Source organism: Peribacillus sp. FSL H8-0477 (assembly GCF_038002765.1).
GTDB lineage: Bacteria > Bacillota > Bacilli > Bacillales > DSM-1321 > Peribacillus.
Genome location: NZ_JBBODE010000001.1, coordinates 737,308 through 752,871, shown reverse-complemented (window position 1 = coordinate 752,871; position 15,564 = coordinate 737,308). Strand labels below are relative to the sequence as shown.

Genomic DNA, 15,564 nt, shown 5'->3' with positions numbered 1-15,564 from the left:
ACTGTAATCAAACTCGGGTGATCATGGAGTTTGATTACAGTCTTTTTTTTAGTTATCGAATTGGATTGTAAGGACCTGAAAACGGAGTATATTCCTTCATTATGGGGCTATGATTCAGCTGATTCTGCAGCTGATTCGGCCCTTGCTGCCAGCACCATACTGACGGTTTTCGGGTTGGGTCTTGTGAAAATAGAGTATCTTTCTCTTTTTGACTTAGCTGAATACGCTTTTGCCTATTTGTGACCCTTTTTGGACAAACCCTGCTTACTTTGTTCGGATTGATGATTTATTTTTCTATTCGGGCTGGCGTTCAGCCAAAAATCGATAATATTCGACCCTTGCTGCCATCGCCATACTGACGGCTTTCGGGTTGGGTCTTGGAAAATAGAGTATCTTTCTCTTTTTGACTTAGCTGAATACGCTTTTGCCTAGTAGTGACACCTTTTTGGACAAACCCTGCTTACTTTGTTCGGATTGATGATTTATTTTTCTATTCGGGCTGGCATTTGGCCCTAAACCCACTTTATTCGGCCCAAATTCGGTATGATTCGGCCCAAAACCCAGATTATTCGGCCCAAAATGGTAAACATTCGGCCCTTTCTCAGGTCGATTCGACCTCTGTTCATTGTTAGATCTCTATTCAACTACGAACAGGTAAGCAAATTACCAGTTTAGAAAAATAAATAGAAATTAATAATTTTTAATCTATTTTGCCATTTATTTCTATATGATAGTATAAAAGAAGGGGGTACTACACTTCTCTGGTGCTCCATTTTATATTGTAAAGAAAGGGGGCAAAACATTAATGTCCATTGATAATGAAGTTTCGTTAGAAAAAGAAAAACGAAATGATTTGAAAGTAAAAGAAGAAAGGAGAGAAGGGGAACCGACTGCAGCCTTCAAGGGTGCTTCTTGGGCAGCGCTATTAGTAGGTGTTGCATCTTATCTTATCGGTTTATTTAACGCAAATATGCAATTGAACGAAAAAGGCTATTACTTTGCCGTGTTAGTATTCGGACTTTATGCCGCAATATCTCTACAAAAAGCAGTTAGGGATAAAGATGAAGGACTGCCAGTTACTACTATTTATTATGGGATTAGTTGGTTCGCACTTATTGTATCTATTGCATTAATGGCCATTGGTTTATACAATGCAGGAAGTATAATTTTAAGCGAAAAAGGATTTTATGGTATGGCATTCGTTCTAAGTTTATTTGCAGCTATAACGGTTCAAAAGAATATAAGAGACACACAAAGAGTAAGGGAAAAAGATTGAGGTATTATTTTTTCTCGAAAAAGTAAAAAGGACAAGGGAGATTTACTCCTTGTCCTTTTTATCAAAAGTTTGAATAAGGTCAAAATATTCTTTTTGTAACATCCCCATTATAATCTCATCTGAAAAGTGATTGTTTAAATAAATCGATTGTCTAATAATCCCCTCTTGTTTAAATCCTGCTTTTTCATAAGATTTAATGCCGCGACTATTATGTGAAAAAACTTCTAATTGTAACCGATTTAACTTAAGCTCCTCAAAGGTAAATTGCAGGGCCAATTGAACAGCCTCTGTGCCATACCCCTTATTTAAATAGTTTGTATTATGTAAGGATATTCTAAATCCTGCTTTTTGATTAATTTTGTCTATTTCTAAAATGGATAGGTCACCTAGAATTTCCTGACTTTCTACTAAACAAATGGCAAAGTCAAAACGTGTTGGATCAGTGGTGATTTCTTCATAATGTGCATACAATTGTTCCATAGTGAAGGTATTCCTGGTACCGGTCATATACCTTATTTCCTGGTCATGGACTGCCTGGTAAAAACTATCCATATCCACTTTCTCAACAGGCCTTAAATACACAAACTCTCCACGCATCTTTATAACTCCCCGTTTCAGTTATCTAAATATGGTTCATTATCAGGAGGACTCCCTTTTTTTATCCAAGGAATCAGTCTGTAGATAATGTAGTAAATCGGTCTACTTCGTTGGTATGCACGGTATTCTTTTCTAATAAACTGTTTAATCATAATGGTAAAGATACAAGCCAATAGAAAAGTGACCCCTAAATAAGTAACCTCTAAAGTAGGGAAGAAAGTATGAATGAGCAATGGATACCCGAAGATGGTTGCTAAAATCGTAATGAGATAGGTGAGGCCATTGTAAACCCATACGTTCAGTTTGAAAGATGCCAAAAATAAGCCAGCCCCCATGTAAGAGACAAAATAAAGGACACCATACATAATTGAAAAACGTACTAACGCTAACATATTTATAGGGTCACCCAATAAAACATCCAGCCGCTTTCCCTCTGCAAAGAAATGAGGTTCAGTAACGAATAAAGAGATGAGCGAAATATAGAGTGCGGCAAGAAAGGAAACACTGAAGATGATGAGCAATCCATATATGAGTAGAAAGCCGACGATAAATATCCATTTTAAAGCAGAAAGAAAATAACCGAGAATGGGAAACTTTTTTGCTGCAGCAAGCAATATGATAAATAAGAGAAATCCAATAAAGAAAAGTCCATAGTTTAAAAGAGTCTCAACCATCAGATGCCTCCTTTAATAGTTTGATTAAAATTCATAAGTTTTGGTAACATCGCTGCTGATTATATAAAAACTACCATCTTTATACTCTTCAATCTTCCAACTTTTATCATCTTCATCATAATAGAGGTCTAAAAAGTAAGTTGTCGTGGCTTTATCTCCATCGATAAGCACCCAGTAGCCATGATTTAGAGGCTCATTTAATGTATATTCTGCCTTTACCTTTAGTTCGAAGCGGTTTTGATCCGCATTATATACAGGCATCTTTAATGAATCTACAACGTAAACCGCCTTAACGAATTCGGCCTCATACCCCCCAGACAAACCTTTAAGCCGTTTGGCATACTTCATTACACCTTTTCTTGATTTTTCTGGCATGAGCTTCATATTCTTTTCATCCAAAGTATTGAGCGTTTCTGTATATTGCTTCCAATTCTCATTGAGCATGTTCATAATGGGCTCTTGCTCTGCCTCCGTTAGCACAGCAAGGTCATCAAATTTAATATAATTGTCTTCCTTCACTGTTATTTCATCGGATTTAAAGTTCCCCCATGGAAGTTCCTTTTCAATATGGAGTTTGACCGTACCGTCTATTGGAAGCAAGCCAAGGTCAGTAAATTCAGGGTTAAGTACAATATCAGTACGTTTACCATTAATGAATAAAATAGAGTCCTCGTAAAAAGAATTCACTTTAATCGCATCTACGTCGAATGTAATCTCTTTGAATACCTCATCATATTTTTCATTATAAATAGAGATTTCTTCTTTCTTCTCGGAAGAGACGAATTTTCCGGGAAGGACAGATTTTATTTCGTGATTTCCAGGTCCTATTGGTCCTGAGCTATAGTTTTTATCTTTTGTGGATTTTGCTGTTAGTTCCTTCCCATCGACCAAGATTCGAGCATTATCTTGATCTACCTTAACTTTTAAATACACTGGGGTAACTGTAATAACATATTGATCAAATAGAAGCCATTTCTTCCCGTCTTGCTTTAGAGAAAAGACCGCATAATCTTCGTCTCGATAAATAGTAGTATTCCGGCCAGCCTCGGCTGATTCTGCCTGTTCATTCAATTGCCTGATTAATTGATCCTTGTCAGAAGAATTTTCTTTATAATAATCTAAAAGTTTTTGAGAATCTTTATTCTTAACTTTCCATCCATCAACATCAGAAACCAATAATTTTGTTACTGTAGTGCTATCTTCCGCATCTAGTGCTTTATGAAAAGAATCGACAACCTTACTTGGAGAAGATGCACTTTTACCAGTTTGGTAAGCAATCACTGCGGCCAAAATGAGGAATAAAGAAATTGAAATGATAATAATTCCGTTTTTACGGAGCGGTAATCTTCCTTTTCGTCTTTGATTACTTAATTTATACCCGCATGCTGGACAAAATTCAGCATGCTTTTCTGTTGTTTGTCCGCAATTTGGACAATTCATAATTCCACCTCGTTAGTTTATTTTTTTTTTTTTTAAAATTTTAACAAAAACAGGTTATTTTTTCCTTTAATTGGGGGATATATTAAAAACGGTAAAAAAGAAGTAGTTTATTGTAAATACAGGTATAGATTACCATATTATTTGTAATAAAACATAAGAAAAAATTCCTGGGTTATTATTCCTATTAAAAGAGGTCTTGTTTTTTCCAGTGTAGGAGGGAGAAGGATGGATAAACATGATGACACAACTATATTAAATAGCTCAAGCCATAAAACACCTCAATTGTTTCTTAGGTTAAGAGATTATATAACGGACAAAAACAAACTCATCGATACTGGGCCTATTATTATAGTTATTAGTGCTCTTATTCTATTAGTTAGCTATAAATTATTGTCCTGAATTATTTTGAAACAAAATGAAAATAAGTCAAATTACCTAATAACTCATTCGTTATTATACATAATTATTCAAAAATAGACATATTTTACTGTTTTTTATTCTTTTGTAGTTGATTTATGGATAATATTGTTATAATTGTAATCAGTTTCATGGGTCGATACTACATTAAGGTATGATTTTACTATGATAAAAGGAGTGGGTGAATAGAATGAAAAAGCTTCAGCTGATTATTGCAGATACCGATTCCTTATATCTAAGGTCATTCGGGGAGTATATTCTATCTTCTAAATTGAATCAGAAGTTTGATATTAAACTTTTTTCAAATTCCGATAGTTTAAAACAATACATAGAGTCAGAACAGCCAATTGATATAATCCTTATTCAACCTAATCTCTTTGATAGGGAACAATTTTTAGAATATAAGGGTATAGTCCTGTTTTTACTAGAAGATGAGAGTGCACAAAATAAAGACAGAAAAGGGGTTTTTAAATATAAACCTCTAAACCAACTCTTATCATCCACCTTGTCAGCTTATTATGAACATCACGCAAGCTTAACAGGTATAGCTGGTAATGCGGGTAAAACAAAGGTTGTATCCGTATACTCACCTGCTGGAGGAACAGGAAAAACAACTTTTGCTGCATCTATCGGTAGACAACTGGCGCAAAAAGGAAATAAAGTATTTTATTTAAATTTTGAATTATTTAATTCGACATCACTATACTTTCACTCAAATGAGGATTCTCCATCCTTGCAAATTTTGTACTATCTGAAAGCGAAGCCATCTCAGCTTTTGTCAAAAATTGAAGCTTTAAAGAAATATGACAGTGATTCGAATATTGATTACTTCGATTTACCACCTTGTCCAGATGAAATGATTGCTATTAAAAAAGAGGATGTGAAAATCCTGATTCAGGCCTTAATAGAAACTGGACAATACGATTACATTCTTATCGATCTAGATAGTTCAGTTCATGAGTTTACCTTAGCAGCATTTGAAGAAAGTCACCAGATTATGTGGCTGCTGAATAATGATGTTCAAAGTTTTTATAAAACGGCCCATATGCTTCAACTGCAGCAGGAGCTGTTTGATCATCCTCATTTAATAGAAGGAAAAGCGGTTTTTATTGTCAATCGTTTCACTGGGTACTTTCCGGAAGAATTCAGATCCTTTAATCTCCCAATACATGGCTACCTTCCATATGTTCAGGAATGGGCCCAAGTCACTGGGAGAAATCAAATATATTATCATCCGCTTTATACAAAAGAGTTGATGACCATTACAAATGAACTAACTGAAAGAAATCAGGCAGGTGTCCAAATTGATTGATGAAAAAATTGTAAAGGACATCATCCAGTCATTGAGAGAAACACTAGACCTCATGCATTCCATACCTAATGATGAACTAATGGAATATATTGAGGCAGCGGTTTTTGACTATTCACATACAAATAAACTTAACTCAGCACAGATGCATTGGCTCGTAGATAGGATTTTCAATGCTTTCCGGGGGTATGACGTGTTACAGCCGCTTATTGATGATAAGTCAATCACCGAAATTATGGTGAACAGCCATGAAGAAATTTTTATTGAAAGAAATGGGGAAGTCTCTAAGGTCGACATTTTTTTTGAAAGTCAACAAAAGTTAGAGGATATTATTCAATCAATTGTTTCGAAAGTAGATCGGGTGGTCAATGAATCAACGCCAATCGTCGATGCAAGGCTGCACGATGGTTCAAGGGTGAACGTTGTTCTTCCACCGATTTCGCTGAAAGGTCCTGCCATTACAATACGGAAGTTTCCCGAAAGACCTCTTACAATTGAAGATTTAGTTGAAAAAGGAGCTATCACCAATGAAGCAGCCGAATTCTTAAGGGATCTAGTGGAAGCCAAATATAACATATTTATCGGTGGTGGAACTGGTTCAGGTAAAACCACATTTTTGAACGTTTTATCAAATTTTATTCCGAGGGATGAAAGGATACTAACGATTGAAGATTCTGCTGAATTACAAATTAAGAATGTACCAAATCTAGTTAGTTTGGAAACAAGAAATGCTAATACAGAGGGCCGCGGGGAAATTGGTATTCGTGATTTAATCAAGACTTCTCTACGCATGCGCCCAAACCGAATAATCGTTGGTGAGGTTCGGGGAGCGGAAGCACTTGATATGCTGCAGGCTATGAATACAGGGCATGATGGATCATTATCAACAGGTCATGCTAATTCAACAACAGATATGCTTAGTCGTTTAGAAACAATGGTGTTGAGCGGGGCGAGTCTTCCCGTGCAGGTCATTCGTCAGCAAATCAGCTCTGCTATTGATATTATGGTTCATTTATCCAGACTAAGGGATCATTCGAGAAAAATTGTCTCAATCAGTGAGCTGATAGGAATAGAAAATGGTGAAATACAAATCAATCCTCTTTTTGAATTTATTGAGGAAGGGGAAGATGCTGATGGCAAAATTATCGGTCAGCTTCTGCCTACAAAAAATAAACTGCAATCAATTACTAAATTGAAAATGGCTGGGATCTACGACAAATAATTAATAGGAGGAGGTGAAAAGATGAATCAAGACATGTTGATCCTGCTCTTGCTCCCTGTAATATTTGGAATTTACTTCTTTATAAACTATAAAAAGAAAGAAGCTGAAAAGAAAGCGATAGTGGAAGGTCAGCCAGCTGCAACTATCGAAACAAGTTTTGCAAAAAAAGCGAGAGAAATTAAGGAAGAAACTGCAAAGAAACGAATTAGAAATGTAGATAAACACTTGATAGATTATTCTGAGTATCACTTGACAGTTAAAGAATTTACTCTTTATGCAGCAATTGCGATGATTGCGTTATTCCTATTAGGTATGCTTTTCTATGAAAATATGGTTATTGCTTTCGTTTTGAGTAGTCTAGGACTTCTGTTCCCTAAAATGAGGAAACATTCATTACTTTTTCAGCGAAAGGATAAACTTTCGGTCCAGTTTAAAGAGGCCATTGCCTCTCTATCTTCCTCACTTGCTGCGGGACGTTCGATTGAAAATAGTTTTAGAGAAGTTGTCTTCGACCTCAAAATGCTTTATCCGGACCCTAACACGCATATTATACGTGAATTTGAAATCATCAATCGCAGGGTGGAAAATGGTGAAACAATTGAGAGAGCAATTCGGGATTTTGCAAATCGTTCAGATCTTGAGGACATTATGAATTTTGCTGATGTGTTTATTACCTGTAAACGAACAGGTGGTAATTTAGTTGAAGTCATTAGAAGAACAGCTGACATAATTGGAGAAAAGGTCGAGATACAGCAAGAGGTCCAAATTATGATTGCCCAAAAGAAATTTGAATCAAGGATCCTGACAGTCATGCCTATCGGAATGATCGCTTTGTTAAAATACTCATCAGGTGATTATTTAGCTCCTCTCTATAACTGGTCCAACTTAGGGCCAATTATAATGACCGTATGTCTTGGATTACTTGTACTCTCATATTGGCTGAGCCAAAGAATTATGAATATTAAGGTGTGATGGATATGGCTATATATGGGGTATTGGTGCTGGCGCTTATTGTTGTATATTTTATTCTTTCAGTTGTTTCTCGAAACAAATACGATGACTTTATAACTGAAATGAACGGGCAATATTCCTTACTATTTATGGCTCCAGTGTCTCTTTATATTATGAATAAATGGTTGATCATGGAGCGGTTTCATACTCAGGTCTCTAATATACAACAGAAGATGATTGGTTTACATGGAAGCAGAGAAGCCTTGAAACATACGCGCATGTTTATCGCTCAACTCATTTCTATTGTACTAGTTTGCTTTCTTGGATCATTTCTGATTGCCTTACTCTCTTCAGGCGACCATGTTATGTTCTTAGCAGGCTGTATATTTACATTTATCATTCCAGTGATTATGATCAACCAATTATCGAATAAGGAAAAAGATCGAAAGAATAAGATCCTCCTTGAGCTGCCTGAATTGGTGAATAAAATTATCCTTCTCGTTAATGCAGGAGAAACAGTTCAACAAGCGATTGTCCGCTGTGTTGAGATGAAAGGTGAAAATGACTCACCTTTATACGCAGAACTAAAGGTGACAGTGAATAAACTTACCAGCAATGAACCTTTCGGACATGTCATGAATGAATTTAGCAAAAAATGCGGAATACAGGAAGTGTCTCTATTTACTACTACGGTCCTGCTTAACTACCGAAAAGGCGGTCAGGATCTAATAATTTCACTTCGAGAATTATCAACAGTCCTATGGGAAAAAAGGAAAAGTATTTCCAGAACCAAGGGGGAAGAAGCCTCATCGAAGCTCGTATTTCCACTAATCTTGATTTTTATTGCCATGATGATTATTGTAGGTTATCCGGCAATATCAATATTATAAAAAAAATTATATGGAGGAATTAAAATGAAACAATTTTCTAGTTGGTTATCAAAATTTTGGAATGACGAAGAAGGTTTACAAACACTTGAAATGATGTTAATTATTGCTGTTATTGTCGTAATTGCTTTAGCATTTAGAGAAAAAATCACGAGTTGGGTTACTAGTCTATTAAATTTTGGTGATGGAAAAGTTACACAATTCCAAGGCGAATAATAATACGAAGATGGAAAGTGGTAAACGTGGAAAGATATCAGAAAAGAACAGTTAAAACATTCATTAAAAGTGATTCTGGTAATTTCACCATAGAAGCTTCGATGATTTTCCCAATGATTCTGATCATCACGATGAGTCTTATCTTCTTTAGTCTAGTCATCTACTATAAATCCATTCTTCAATTTGAAGCAAATCGAATTGCGGATAATGTAGCATTTGTCTGGAGTAATAGTTCTAAGGATGTTAAGACGGGAGCATTTAGTCAATATACTACTGATAATGGAGATGGGTTATATTGGCGCTTGACGAGTAACAGTATTCTATCCAAGTTCGAATTAGACTTTGGAGGAGAGGATCCTTTGATCGGTAAAAAACTTCATTCTGAGTTGGTTACTAACATACCGGGGGGGGTTACTGGGGAGGTTCGCTATTCAAATGGGTTAATAAGTAATAAAGGATTGAATAGTATTGTTGTCTCCCTGAAGCAGCCTTTGTATCTTCCACCAACCGTTGAGAAATTATTTGGGATGAATATCATGCAGGCACAAGCTAGCCGGGCTGTAACAGAGCCAGTGGAATTTATTAGAAATACTGATTTTGTTATTTATTTATCTAAAGAAACACTCGAATACAAAGGGTACATTACACAATTTAAAAGTAAAAAAAAATAGTTTAAAGCAATATATTTAGAAAAGGAGAAGGAAAGAATGAAATGGGTAAAAAGAGGCTTTCATAAATTTGTTATCGATGAAAATGGAGCAGTCACTATCTATGCAATCATTATTACCCTTCTCCTTTTTGTTTTTAATGCTGTATTAATTGATTTTATTCGAATAATGGCAGCTGAACGAGATGCAGACCAGGCGGCGAAAGCAGCGATACGATCTACTATGTCTTCCTACAATCAGGATGTTAAATCTTATGGATTATTTGGTTTTGAAGGCGGCCAAGAAGGGGCCAATGATATTTTTCAAAAGGTGTTTGAGGAAAACCTGAAGCAAGAAGAAGGAGATTATTTTCGTTTTGTTGATACAGCACCAGTCGATGGGCAAGTTACGACTACTGTAGACGATGGTAAAATGCTTTCAAATAAAAACACGATTGAGTATCAGATCCTTGAAGATATGAAATACAAGGCCCCTATGGAAATCGGAAAGTCACTTATAGAAGGATTTCTCTCCGTTTCTGATGCTGTTAAGGAAGTTTCTGCTCTTACAGATATCATAGCCGATATCAGCAAAAATGCGAAAAAGCGGGACGAAAAATTAGAAGAGGTGAAAAATAAGCTCAAGGCTGCAGCTGGAAATGCAAATGATTTAGAAACCCTCATCAAAGGCGATGCAAACTCTTCCTTTCCCAAAGTAAATAATGTCAAGGACATTGTTGCTCAAATTGATGAATATCTTGATATTGTTGTCCCACTTGAAGGAGATGAGGAAGGAGAAGAGGAAGAAGAGAACGCTGACAAGCAAAAAAAAGCGAAAGATTTCGAGAAAAATGTCGCAGCTCTTACAGAAAAAATGAATATGAAGGCCGAAGCAGTAAGAGATGATTTAAAGGATGCACTGAAACTTCTGGAAGAGGCTGAGGGTTTTAATACGAAAATTATTGATAAAATAGCAGAAAATCGTGATCAAGCTGAACAGGATTATGCCAATGCAATCGAAGCGTCACGTGGAGCGGCGAATCCAGTTTCAGGTGCTCCTGGGTCTGGTGATTTAGCTAATATGAGAGAAAAAATTACTGACTTTGTCATGGAGGAATCATTTTTTATTGATTTGAAAGAGAAAATTAATCAGGCTATTACTGCTGCAGAGGGTGATAATGGGTTAGTACCATACATAAAAAACTTTGAGTCTTTTACGAGTAGTTCAAGACTAAAGGACGCATCAAGGAGTTTATTGACAACACAATCGCAAAATTTGAGCAGCAGACAGACGAAGACAAAAGGGTTTGTTGATGAGGCGTTAGCCATGATTGAGGGAGTAGAAACTAATAGAGATGAAGCGACCAAAGAAGAAGAAGAAAAAGCAGAAGATGAGCTGGACAAGGCTATCGATGATTTGGACAAAGTGATAAATGAAGCAAAGGCAGTAATGGGCGATCAGACAGCCTATGATGAGCTCAAAGCTTTATTAAGCAAATATAAAGGAGCAATCGAAGCAAGTAAAAGTGAATTCAATAAAGAAAATCCAGATGATTTTGCTAAGGATGCAATGAGTATTGTTGACATGATTTTTAAGTCTATTGGTGATATCTTAATCAATTCTCGTGATAAAGCGTACATTAACGAATATATTCTAAATCATTTTAAAAGCCATGATTTTTCAAAAAGCGGAGCAGAAGCGGGATTACTCGAGAATAATCAAGTTGAGTATATTACGTATGGCTTACATTCATCAGGAGCCAATTATGCGGCGGCCATGACAGAACTATTTGCGTTTCGGTTTGCTATTAATCTCTTGGATGCATTTTCTAAACCTGGAACCCTAGCTGGTCCGTATGCATGGGCATTTGCATTATCAACTGCTATTATAAAAACTGCTGAGGATATGAGGACAATTCAACTGGGAAAACCAATAAGGTTTTTTGGGAAATTAAGATTTCAGACTAGTTATAGAGATTACCTTCGATTATTTTTGTTCATGCATGATGAAGGAAGCAAGATACCCCGTACAATGGCGGTAATTGAACACAGTACGAAATCTGACTTAACAAAACTTCCTACATATATCTCAGGGGAAGTAACTGCTTCTGTAAAGTTATGGTTTTTACCAAGCGTAACTGGATTATTAGGAAAAACTGCTGTACTAAAAGGAACGGTGGTAAACAACCGTTATTATATTAACGAAAAAGTAAATTATTCTTATTAAAACTGATGATGGAGGCTTACGATCTATGAAGAGATTATTTACTATAATAGGGCTAATATTAATGAGTTTAGGGGTATTAGGGGCTTGTTCTTCAAGTACAGAAAACGACAAACTAGAAACTCCTTCAAAGTCGAATGATGAGAAAGATAATGGGGAAGTTTCTGAAAAGGAAGATCCCTCATCAGAAGAGAAGAATAGTGATCAAAAGTCAGGGGGAGAAACGGATAAAGAAACAGAGAAAGTTAGTAAGAAAAATGCTGGAACCCCTAAAGATCAAAAAAATCTTAAAATTGGTGATACTGCAACTATTCAAAATACGTTGGGTAAATTTGAAGTTACTGTCAATTCAATAAAAAAAGCTAATGAAATTGATGGTGAAAAACCTTTGCAAAAATACTTCTTTATTGTTGAAATGACAGTGAAAAATGTAGGTGATACAAATATAAATGCTCTAGATCCTATCAACAGTTTGGAGTTAACTAGTGATTTGAAAGGACAAGGAATGCCTAATGATTCAGCATTTTTTGATAGTATAGATGAACTTACAGGGACTCTAAAACCGGGAGAGTCTGCAAGTGGGCAAGCGGTTTTTGATGGTGAAGAAGTTGAACCTTATTATTTATTGGTAGATAGAGGGTTATTTGGAGCAGGTGTTATTTACAATAATGCAATTTGGACTTTTGAAAAGACTGAAACAGAATAACTCTCCAATTTAAGTTTCTACATTATTCCGCTTGTGTAAACTAGGTCACTCAGAATAGTGAAGTGAAATAATCGCCCAAAATAGCTGGGCAAGTAATAAATCGCCTGCCAACACACTATTTAATTTCATCTTGCCTATAAACTTTATCCGTTTCGTTAAGCAGAGTTTTGAAACTGAATTTATTATGGAGCTAACAAAAAGGGAGGAGGTAAGCTTAGTGTTAAAAAGATTTCGAAGATGCGAGGATGGGAGTTTAACACTAGAAGCTGCAATGGTGATGCCTTTTTTTCTACTATTTATCGTGTTCATGGCAACCATCATTCGAATCTCTATCGTCGATATGGCTTTAAAGAAGGCAGCTAGTGAAACTGCAGAAGTGATTGCTACCCATGTCTACCCTGCAGTCTTGATGAAAGATTCAGGTGAGGCATTTATTGATTCGAAAATTAAGAATTACACAGGTGATGTTTTGAATCTGGAGCAAGCAAAGAAAATTGGGAACTTGGTTTTAAGTGAATTCAACATAGATATTACCAATATTCTCGGCTCACTCGCTGGATCTGTGCTGGAGAAGCCTGCACAGAATAAATTTGATGCCTCTCACCATGATGGATTAGCTGGCAAAGGAAAACTAAAAATAGAAAAAGTGGAGCTGCCAAACAGTTTTGGCGGCGGGGATGCGTATATCGGAATTGTAGTTACCTATGAAATGAAAATTGTGGCCCCATTTATCAATAAAAAAATTGTTTTGCAAAAAAGAGCCTATGAGCGTCTCTGGGCAGGAGCATAAGGAGGTGAACATAGTTGCAGCTGCAAATTTCTGATTATTGTTTATTTGGCTATTTACTTATTGCTTTATACCTTGATGTTCGACACAGCCGGCTTCCCAATTGGTTCACTCTTTCTGGGATGGTGTTTGGGCTGATGTTTCATATGATTGTAAGTGGAGTATCTGGACTTGTTTTTTCTATGCTTGGCTTACTGGCTGCCGGTTTAATTTTCCTCATCCTTTATTTATTTCGTGCGATGGGAGCAGGTGATGTCAAGCTGTTTGCTGCAATTGGTGCGATTGTTGGTGTTGAGTTGGTCCTTTATCTAATGATGTATTCCATAATTTTCGGAGGTATTATCGGAATTTTTATTTTATTGTTCACTAGAACTTTTTTAAGGAAAATGACAGCAGCCCTTTTTGCATTGATAGGCTCGTACCTTTCTAGGGATTTTACCGACCTTGAAAATTTTAAAGCTGAAAAAGGTACACGTTTTCCGTTTATGTATGCAGTAATTCCGGCAGTAATAACAACTTACTACTATTATACTCTGTATTAAATGAACAAAGGGGGAATAACGATGAAGTCAATAGTCTATGATTTAGGTTATGATTTCCAGCAAAAGAACGGACATTATTTAATGTTTAATGAAAAAAATGGAGAACAGCTAACGGATGAGGCGTTGATCCCTCTCCAAGTGAGGATGATGCAGTCAAATCAGATTCCAAACCTCCTTCAACTATCTATAGAAGAAATGGATTTCAATATAAAATTATATTATGATATTACATCGAAACGGACATTAGATGCTTATCTTAAAGTGCATACGTTTACTTCATATGAGTTTTATCAGCTTTTTATTAACATTTTGACTACATTAGAAAAGAGTAAATTGTATATGTTGGATGAACATCAATATATTTTAAAAGAATCGTTTATTTATATAGGTAAAGAACCACAGCAGCTTTATTTAACTTATGTACCAGTGAAATTTTTTGAAAAAGAAAAAACGACACTTGATGAAATTAAGGAACTCTTGCTTGCGGTCTCTCAACAAATTGAGGGTTTCCAAGGCAGTGAAAAGAAACATCTGGTTAGTTATGTAAAAGATCCTTCATTTAGCGTTAATGGATTAAAAGAGCTTTTAATGAATCTACAGCAGCTTCGACCTGCCCCATATATGGCTCCTCAACAGGGATATTCTCAACCAGACCTTCATACTCATGGACAAGCAGAACATCGGACTGTGCTGGAGCAGTCTCAGCCCATACATGCTCAACAACAAGGGCAATTACAAATAATGGAAACCGATAAGATTCAGCCTAAGCAAAATAAGAAAACGAAAAAGAAGGAAAAAGAGCAGCCACAGAGTGAACAGAAGAATCCTAAATTCTATATTTCAATCTTTGCTATTTTACTTTTAGTGATTGTATGGAAGGTTTATGAAATCATTCCTAGTCAGGTAATGTTATATGTTTCTGCCAGCTTAACGGCAGTAATCACAGTGAGTACAATTTTCTTTCTTTTTAAAAGACCGCGTAAGCAGACAGAAGGTGTAAACGAAATTAAGCAAAAGGCTGTACAGGAAAGAGAAGTACAAGAAAAACCTATCTCAACTATGAATAAAGAGTCAATGCCATCTTATCCATATAATATGCAGGCAGTCTCAGGGGACCGGACATACACTAGCAATGTATTCGCTCCACCCGAACCCACAGAGACTGAATCAAACATTCAGCCTGTCTTTGAAATTCAAAATTCAGTGAGCTCATTGTCTGTAAGTGATACTAGAATGGAAGTACCTGCACCTATACCTTTTAGTACAACTAAACGTAGATTTGTTGATACTAATTTGCAATTTGAGAGCGATGATACAGTGCTATTAGAAGAGGAGAATTCTAGTGATGAGGAAAAGGTTACTTACAGTCGCCCAGTATTAGAGGTTGAGAGAAATGGAGATCTAGAAGAGATTATCATTAATGAAGATCATTTTACCATTGGCCGCAGCACTGATTCAGTTAATTATATGGAGGACACAGTTGGAGTCTCAAGAATGCATATAGAACTAATTAGGATTGAGGATAGCTATGGATTAAAGGATTTGGGATCCAAAAATGGTTCTAAATTAAATGGTGAAAATATAGTTCCCTATAAAATTTATGCATTAAATAGTGGGGATGTAATATCCCTGGGTAAGATTGATTATCACTTTAAATGGGAGTAGAGCTG

General features: G+C 36.0%; 16 protein-coding genes. 13 read left to right on the top strand and 3 right to left on the bottom strand.

Annotated elements, in window-relative coordinates:
• The first annotated feature begins 30 nt into the window (after positions 1-30).
• Complete coding sequence (locus tag MHI18_RS03855; RefSeq protein WP_340846096.1) at positions 31-243, top strand: hypothetical protein; 213 nt, start codon at positions 31-33, stop codon at positions 241-243.
• 562 nt (positions 244-805) lie between these two features.
• Entirely contained in the window at positions 806-1,276 is a 471-nt protein-coding gene (yiaA, locus tag MHI18_RS03850) for an inner membrane protein YiaA (protein WP_340846095.1), read from the top strand.
• A gap of 42 nt (positions 1,277-1,318) precedes the next feature.
• Here yiaA and MHI18_RS03845 read toward each other — a convergent pair whose 3' ends face one another.
• From MHI18_RS03845 to MHI18_RS03835, 3 genes are read right to left on the bottom strand one after another with little or no spacing between them, the layout of a single operon-like run.
• Positions 1,319-1,873: a GNAT family N-acetyltransferase gene (locus MHI18_RS03845; protein WP_340846094.1), complete on the bottom strand. Its 555-nt coding sequence runs from the start codon at positions 1,871-1,873 to the stop codon at positions 1,319-1,321.
• 17 nt (positions 1,874-1,890) lie between these two features.
• On the bottom strand, positions 1,891-2,547 hold the full coding sequence (locus MHI18_RS03840) for a hypothetical protein (RefSeq protein WP_340846093.1): 657 nt from the start codon (positions 2,545-2,547) through the stop codon (positions 1,891-1,893).
• A gap of 24 nt (positions 2,548-2,571) precedes the next feature.
• The gene (locus tag MHI18_RS03835; RefSeq protein WP_340846092.1) at positions 2,572-3,987 is read right to left on the bottom strand and encodes a TcaA second domain-containing protein; all 1,416 of its coding nucleotides are present in this window, start codon (positions 3,985-3,987) and stop codon (positions 2,572-2,574) included.
• A 607-nt stretch (positions 3,988-4,594) separates the two neighbouring features.
• On the opposite strand from MHI18_RS03835, the gene MHI18_RS03830 reads away from it, so the two are divergent.
• The 11 genes from MHI18_RS03830 (at position 4,595) to MHI18_RS03780 (ending at position 15,559) form a co-directional block, all read left to right on the top strand.
• On the top strand, positions 4,595-5,716 hold the full coding sequence (locus MHI18_RS03830; RefSeq protein WP_340846091.1) for an AAA family ATPase: 1,122 nt from the start codon (positions 4,595-4,597) through the stop codon (positions 5,714-5,716).
• Entirely contained in the window at positions 5,709-6,935 is a 1,227-nt protein-coding gene (locus MHI18_RS03825) for a CpaF family protein (protein ID WP_445669947.1), read from the top strand. Before MHI18_RS03830 ends, MHI18_RS03825 begins: the two co-directional genes overlap by 8 nt.
• Positions 6,936-6,956: 21 nt before the next feature.
• The gene (locus MHI18_RS03820; RefSeq protein ID WP_340846090.1) at positions 6,957-7,907 is read left to right on the top strand and encodes a type II secretion system F family protein; all 951 of its coding nucleotides are present in this window, start codon (positions 6,957-6,959) and stop codon (positions 7,905-7,907) included.
• Between the two features lie 5 nt (positions 7,908-7,912).
• Positions 7,913-8,776 (top strand): type II secretion system F family protein, encoded by an 864-nt coding sequence (locus tag MHI18_RS03815; protein WP_340846089.1) that lies wholly within the window; start codon positions 7,913-7,915, stop codon positions 8,774-8,776.
• 24 nt (positions 8,777-8,800) lie between these two features.
• On the top strand, positions 8,801-8,989 hold the full coding sequence (locus tag MHI18_RS03810) for a Flp1 family type IVb pilin (RefSeq protein WP_340846088.1): 189 nt from the start codon (positions 8,801-8,803) through the stop codon (positions 8,987-8,989).
• A gap of 26 nt (positions 8,990-9,015) precedes the next feature.
• Positions 9,016-9,660 carry a TadE/TadG family type IV pilus assembly protein gene (locus MHI18_RS03805; RefSeq protein WP_340846087.1) on the top strand — a complete coding sequence of 215 codons (645 nt, stop codon included), beginning with the start codon at positions 9,016-9,018 and terminating at the stop codon, positions 9,658-9,660.
• 36 nt (positions 9,661-9,696) lie between these two features.
• The gene (locus MHI18_RS03800; RefSeq protein ID WP_340846086.1) at positions 9,697-11,862 is read left to right on the top strand and encodes a DUF5702 domain-containing protein; all 2,166 of its coding nucleotides are present in this window, start codon (positions 9,697-9,699) and stop codon (positions 11,860-11,862) included.
• A gap of 25 nt (positions 11,863-11,887) precedes the next feature.
• Positions 11,888-12,565: a DUF4352 domain-containing protein gene (locus MHI18_RS03795; protein ID WP_340846085.1), complete on the top strand. Its 678-nt coding sequence runs from the start codon at positions 11,888-11,890 to the stop codon at positions 12,563-12,565.
• A gap of 217 nt (positions 12,566-12,782) precedes the next feature.
• Entirely contained in the window at positions 12,783-13,355 is a 573-nt protein-coding gene (locus tag MHI18_RS03790) for a TadE/TadG family type IV pilus assembly protein (protein ID WP_340846084.1), read from the top strand.
• 14 nt (positions 13,356-13,369) lie between these two features.
• A complete protein-coding gene (locus MHI18_RS03785; protein WP_340846083.1) occupies positions 13,370-13,894 on the top strand; it encodes an A24 family peptidase in 525 nt (174 codons plus the stop codon).
• Positions 13,895-13,915: 21 nt separating this feature from the next.
• Positions 13,916-15,559, top strand: coding sequence for a DUF6382 domain-containing protein (locus tag MHI18_RS03780; RefSeq protein WP_340846082.1), 1,644 nt, complete (start codon positions 13,916-13,918; stop codon positions 15,557-15,559).
• Positions 15,560-15,564: the final 5 nt, after the last annotated feature.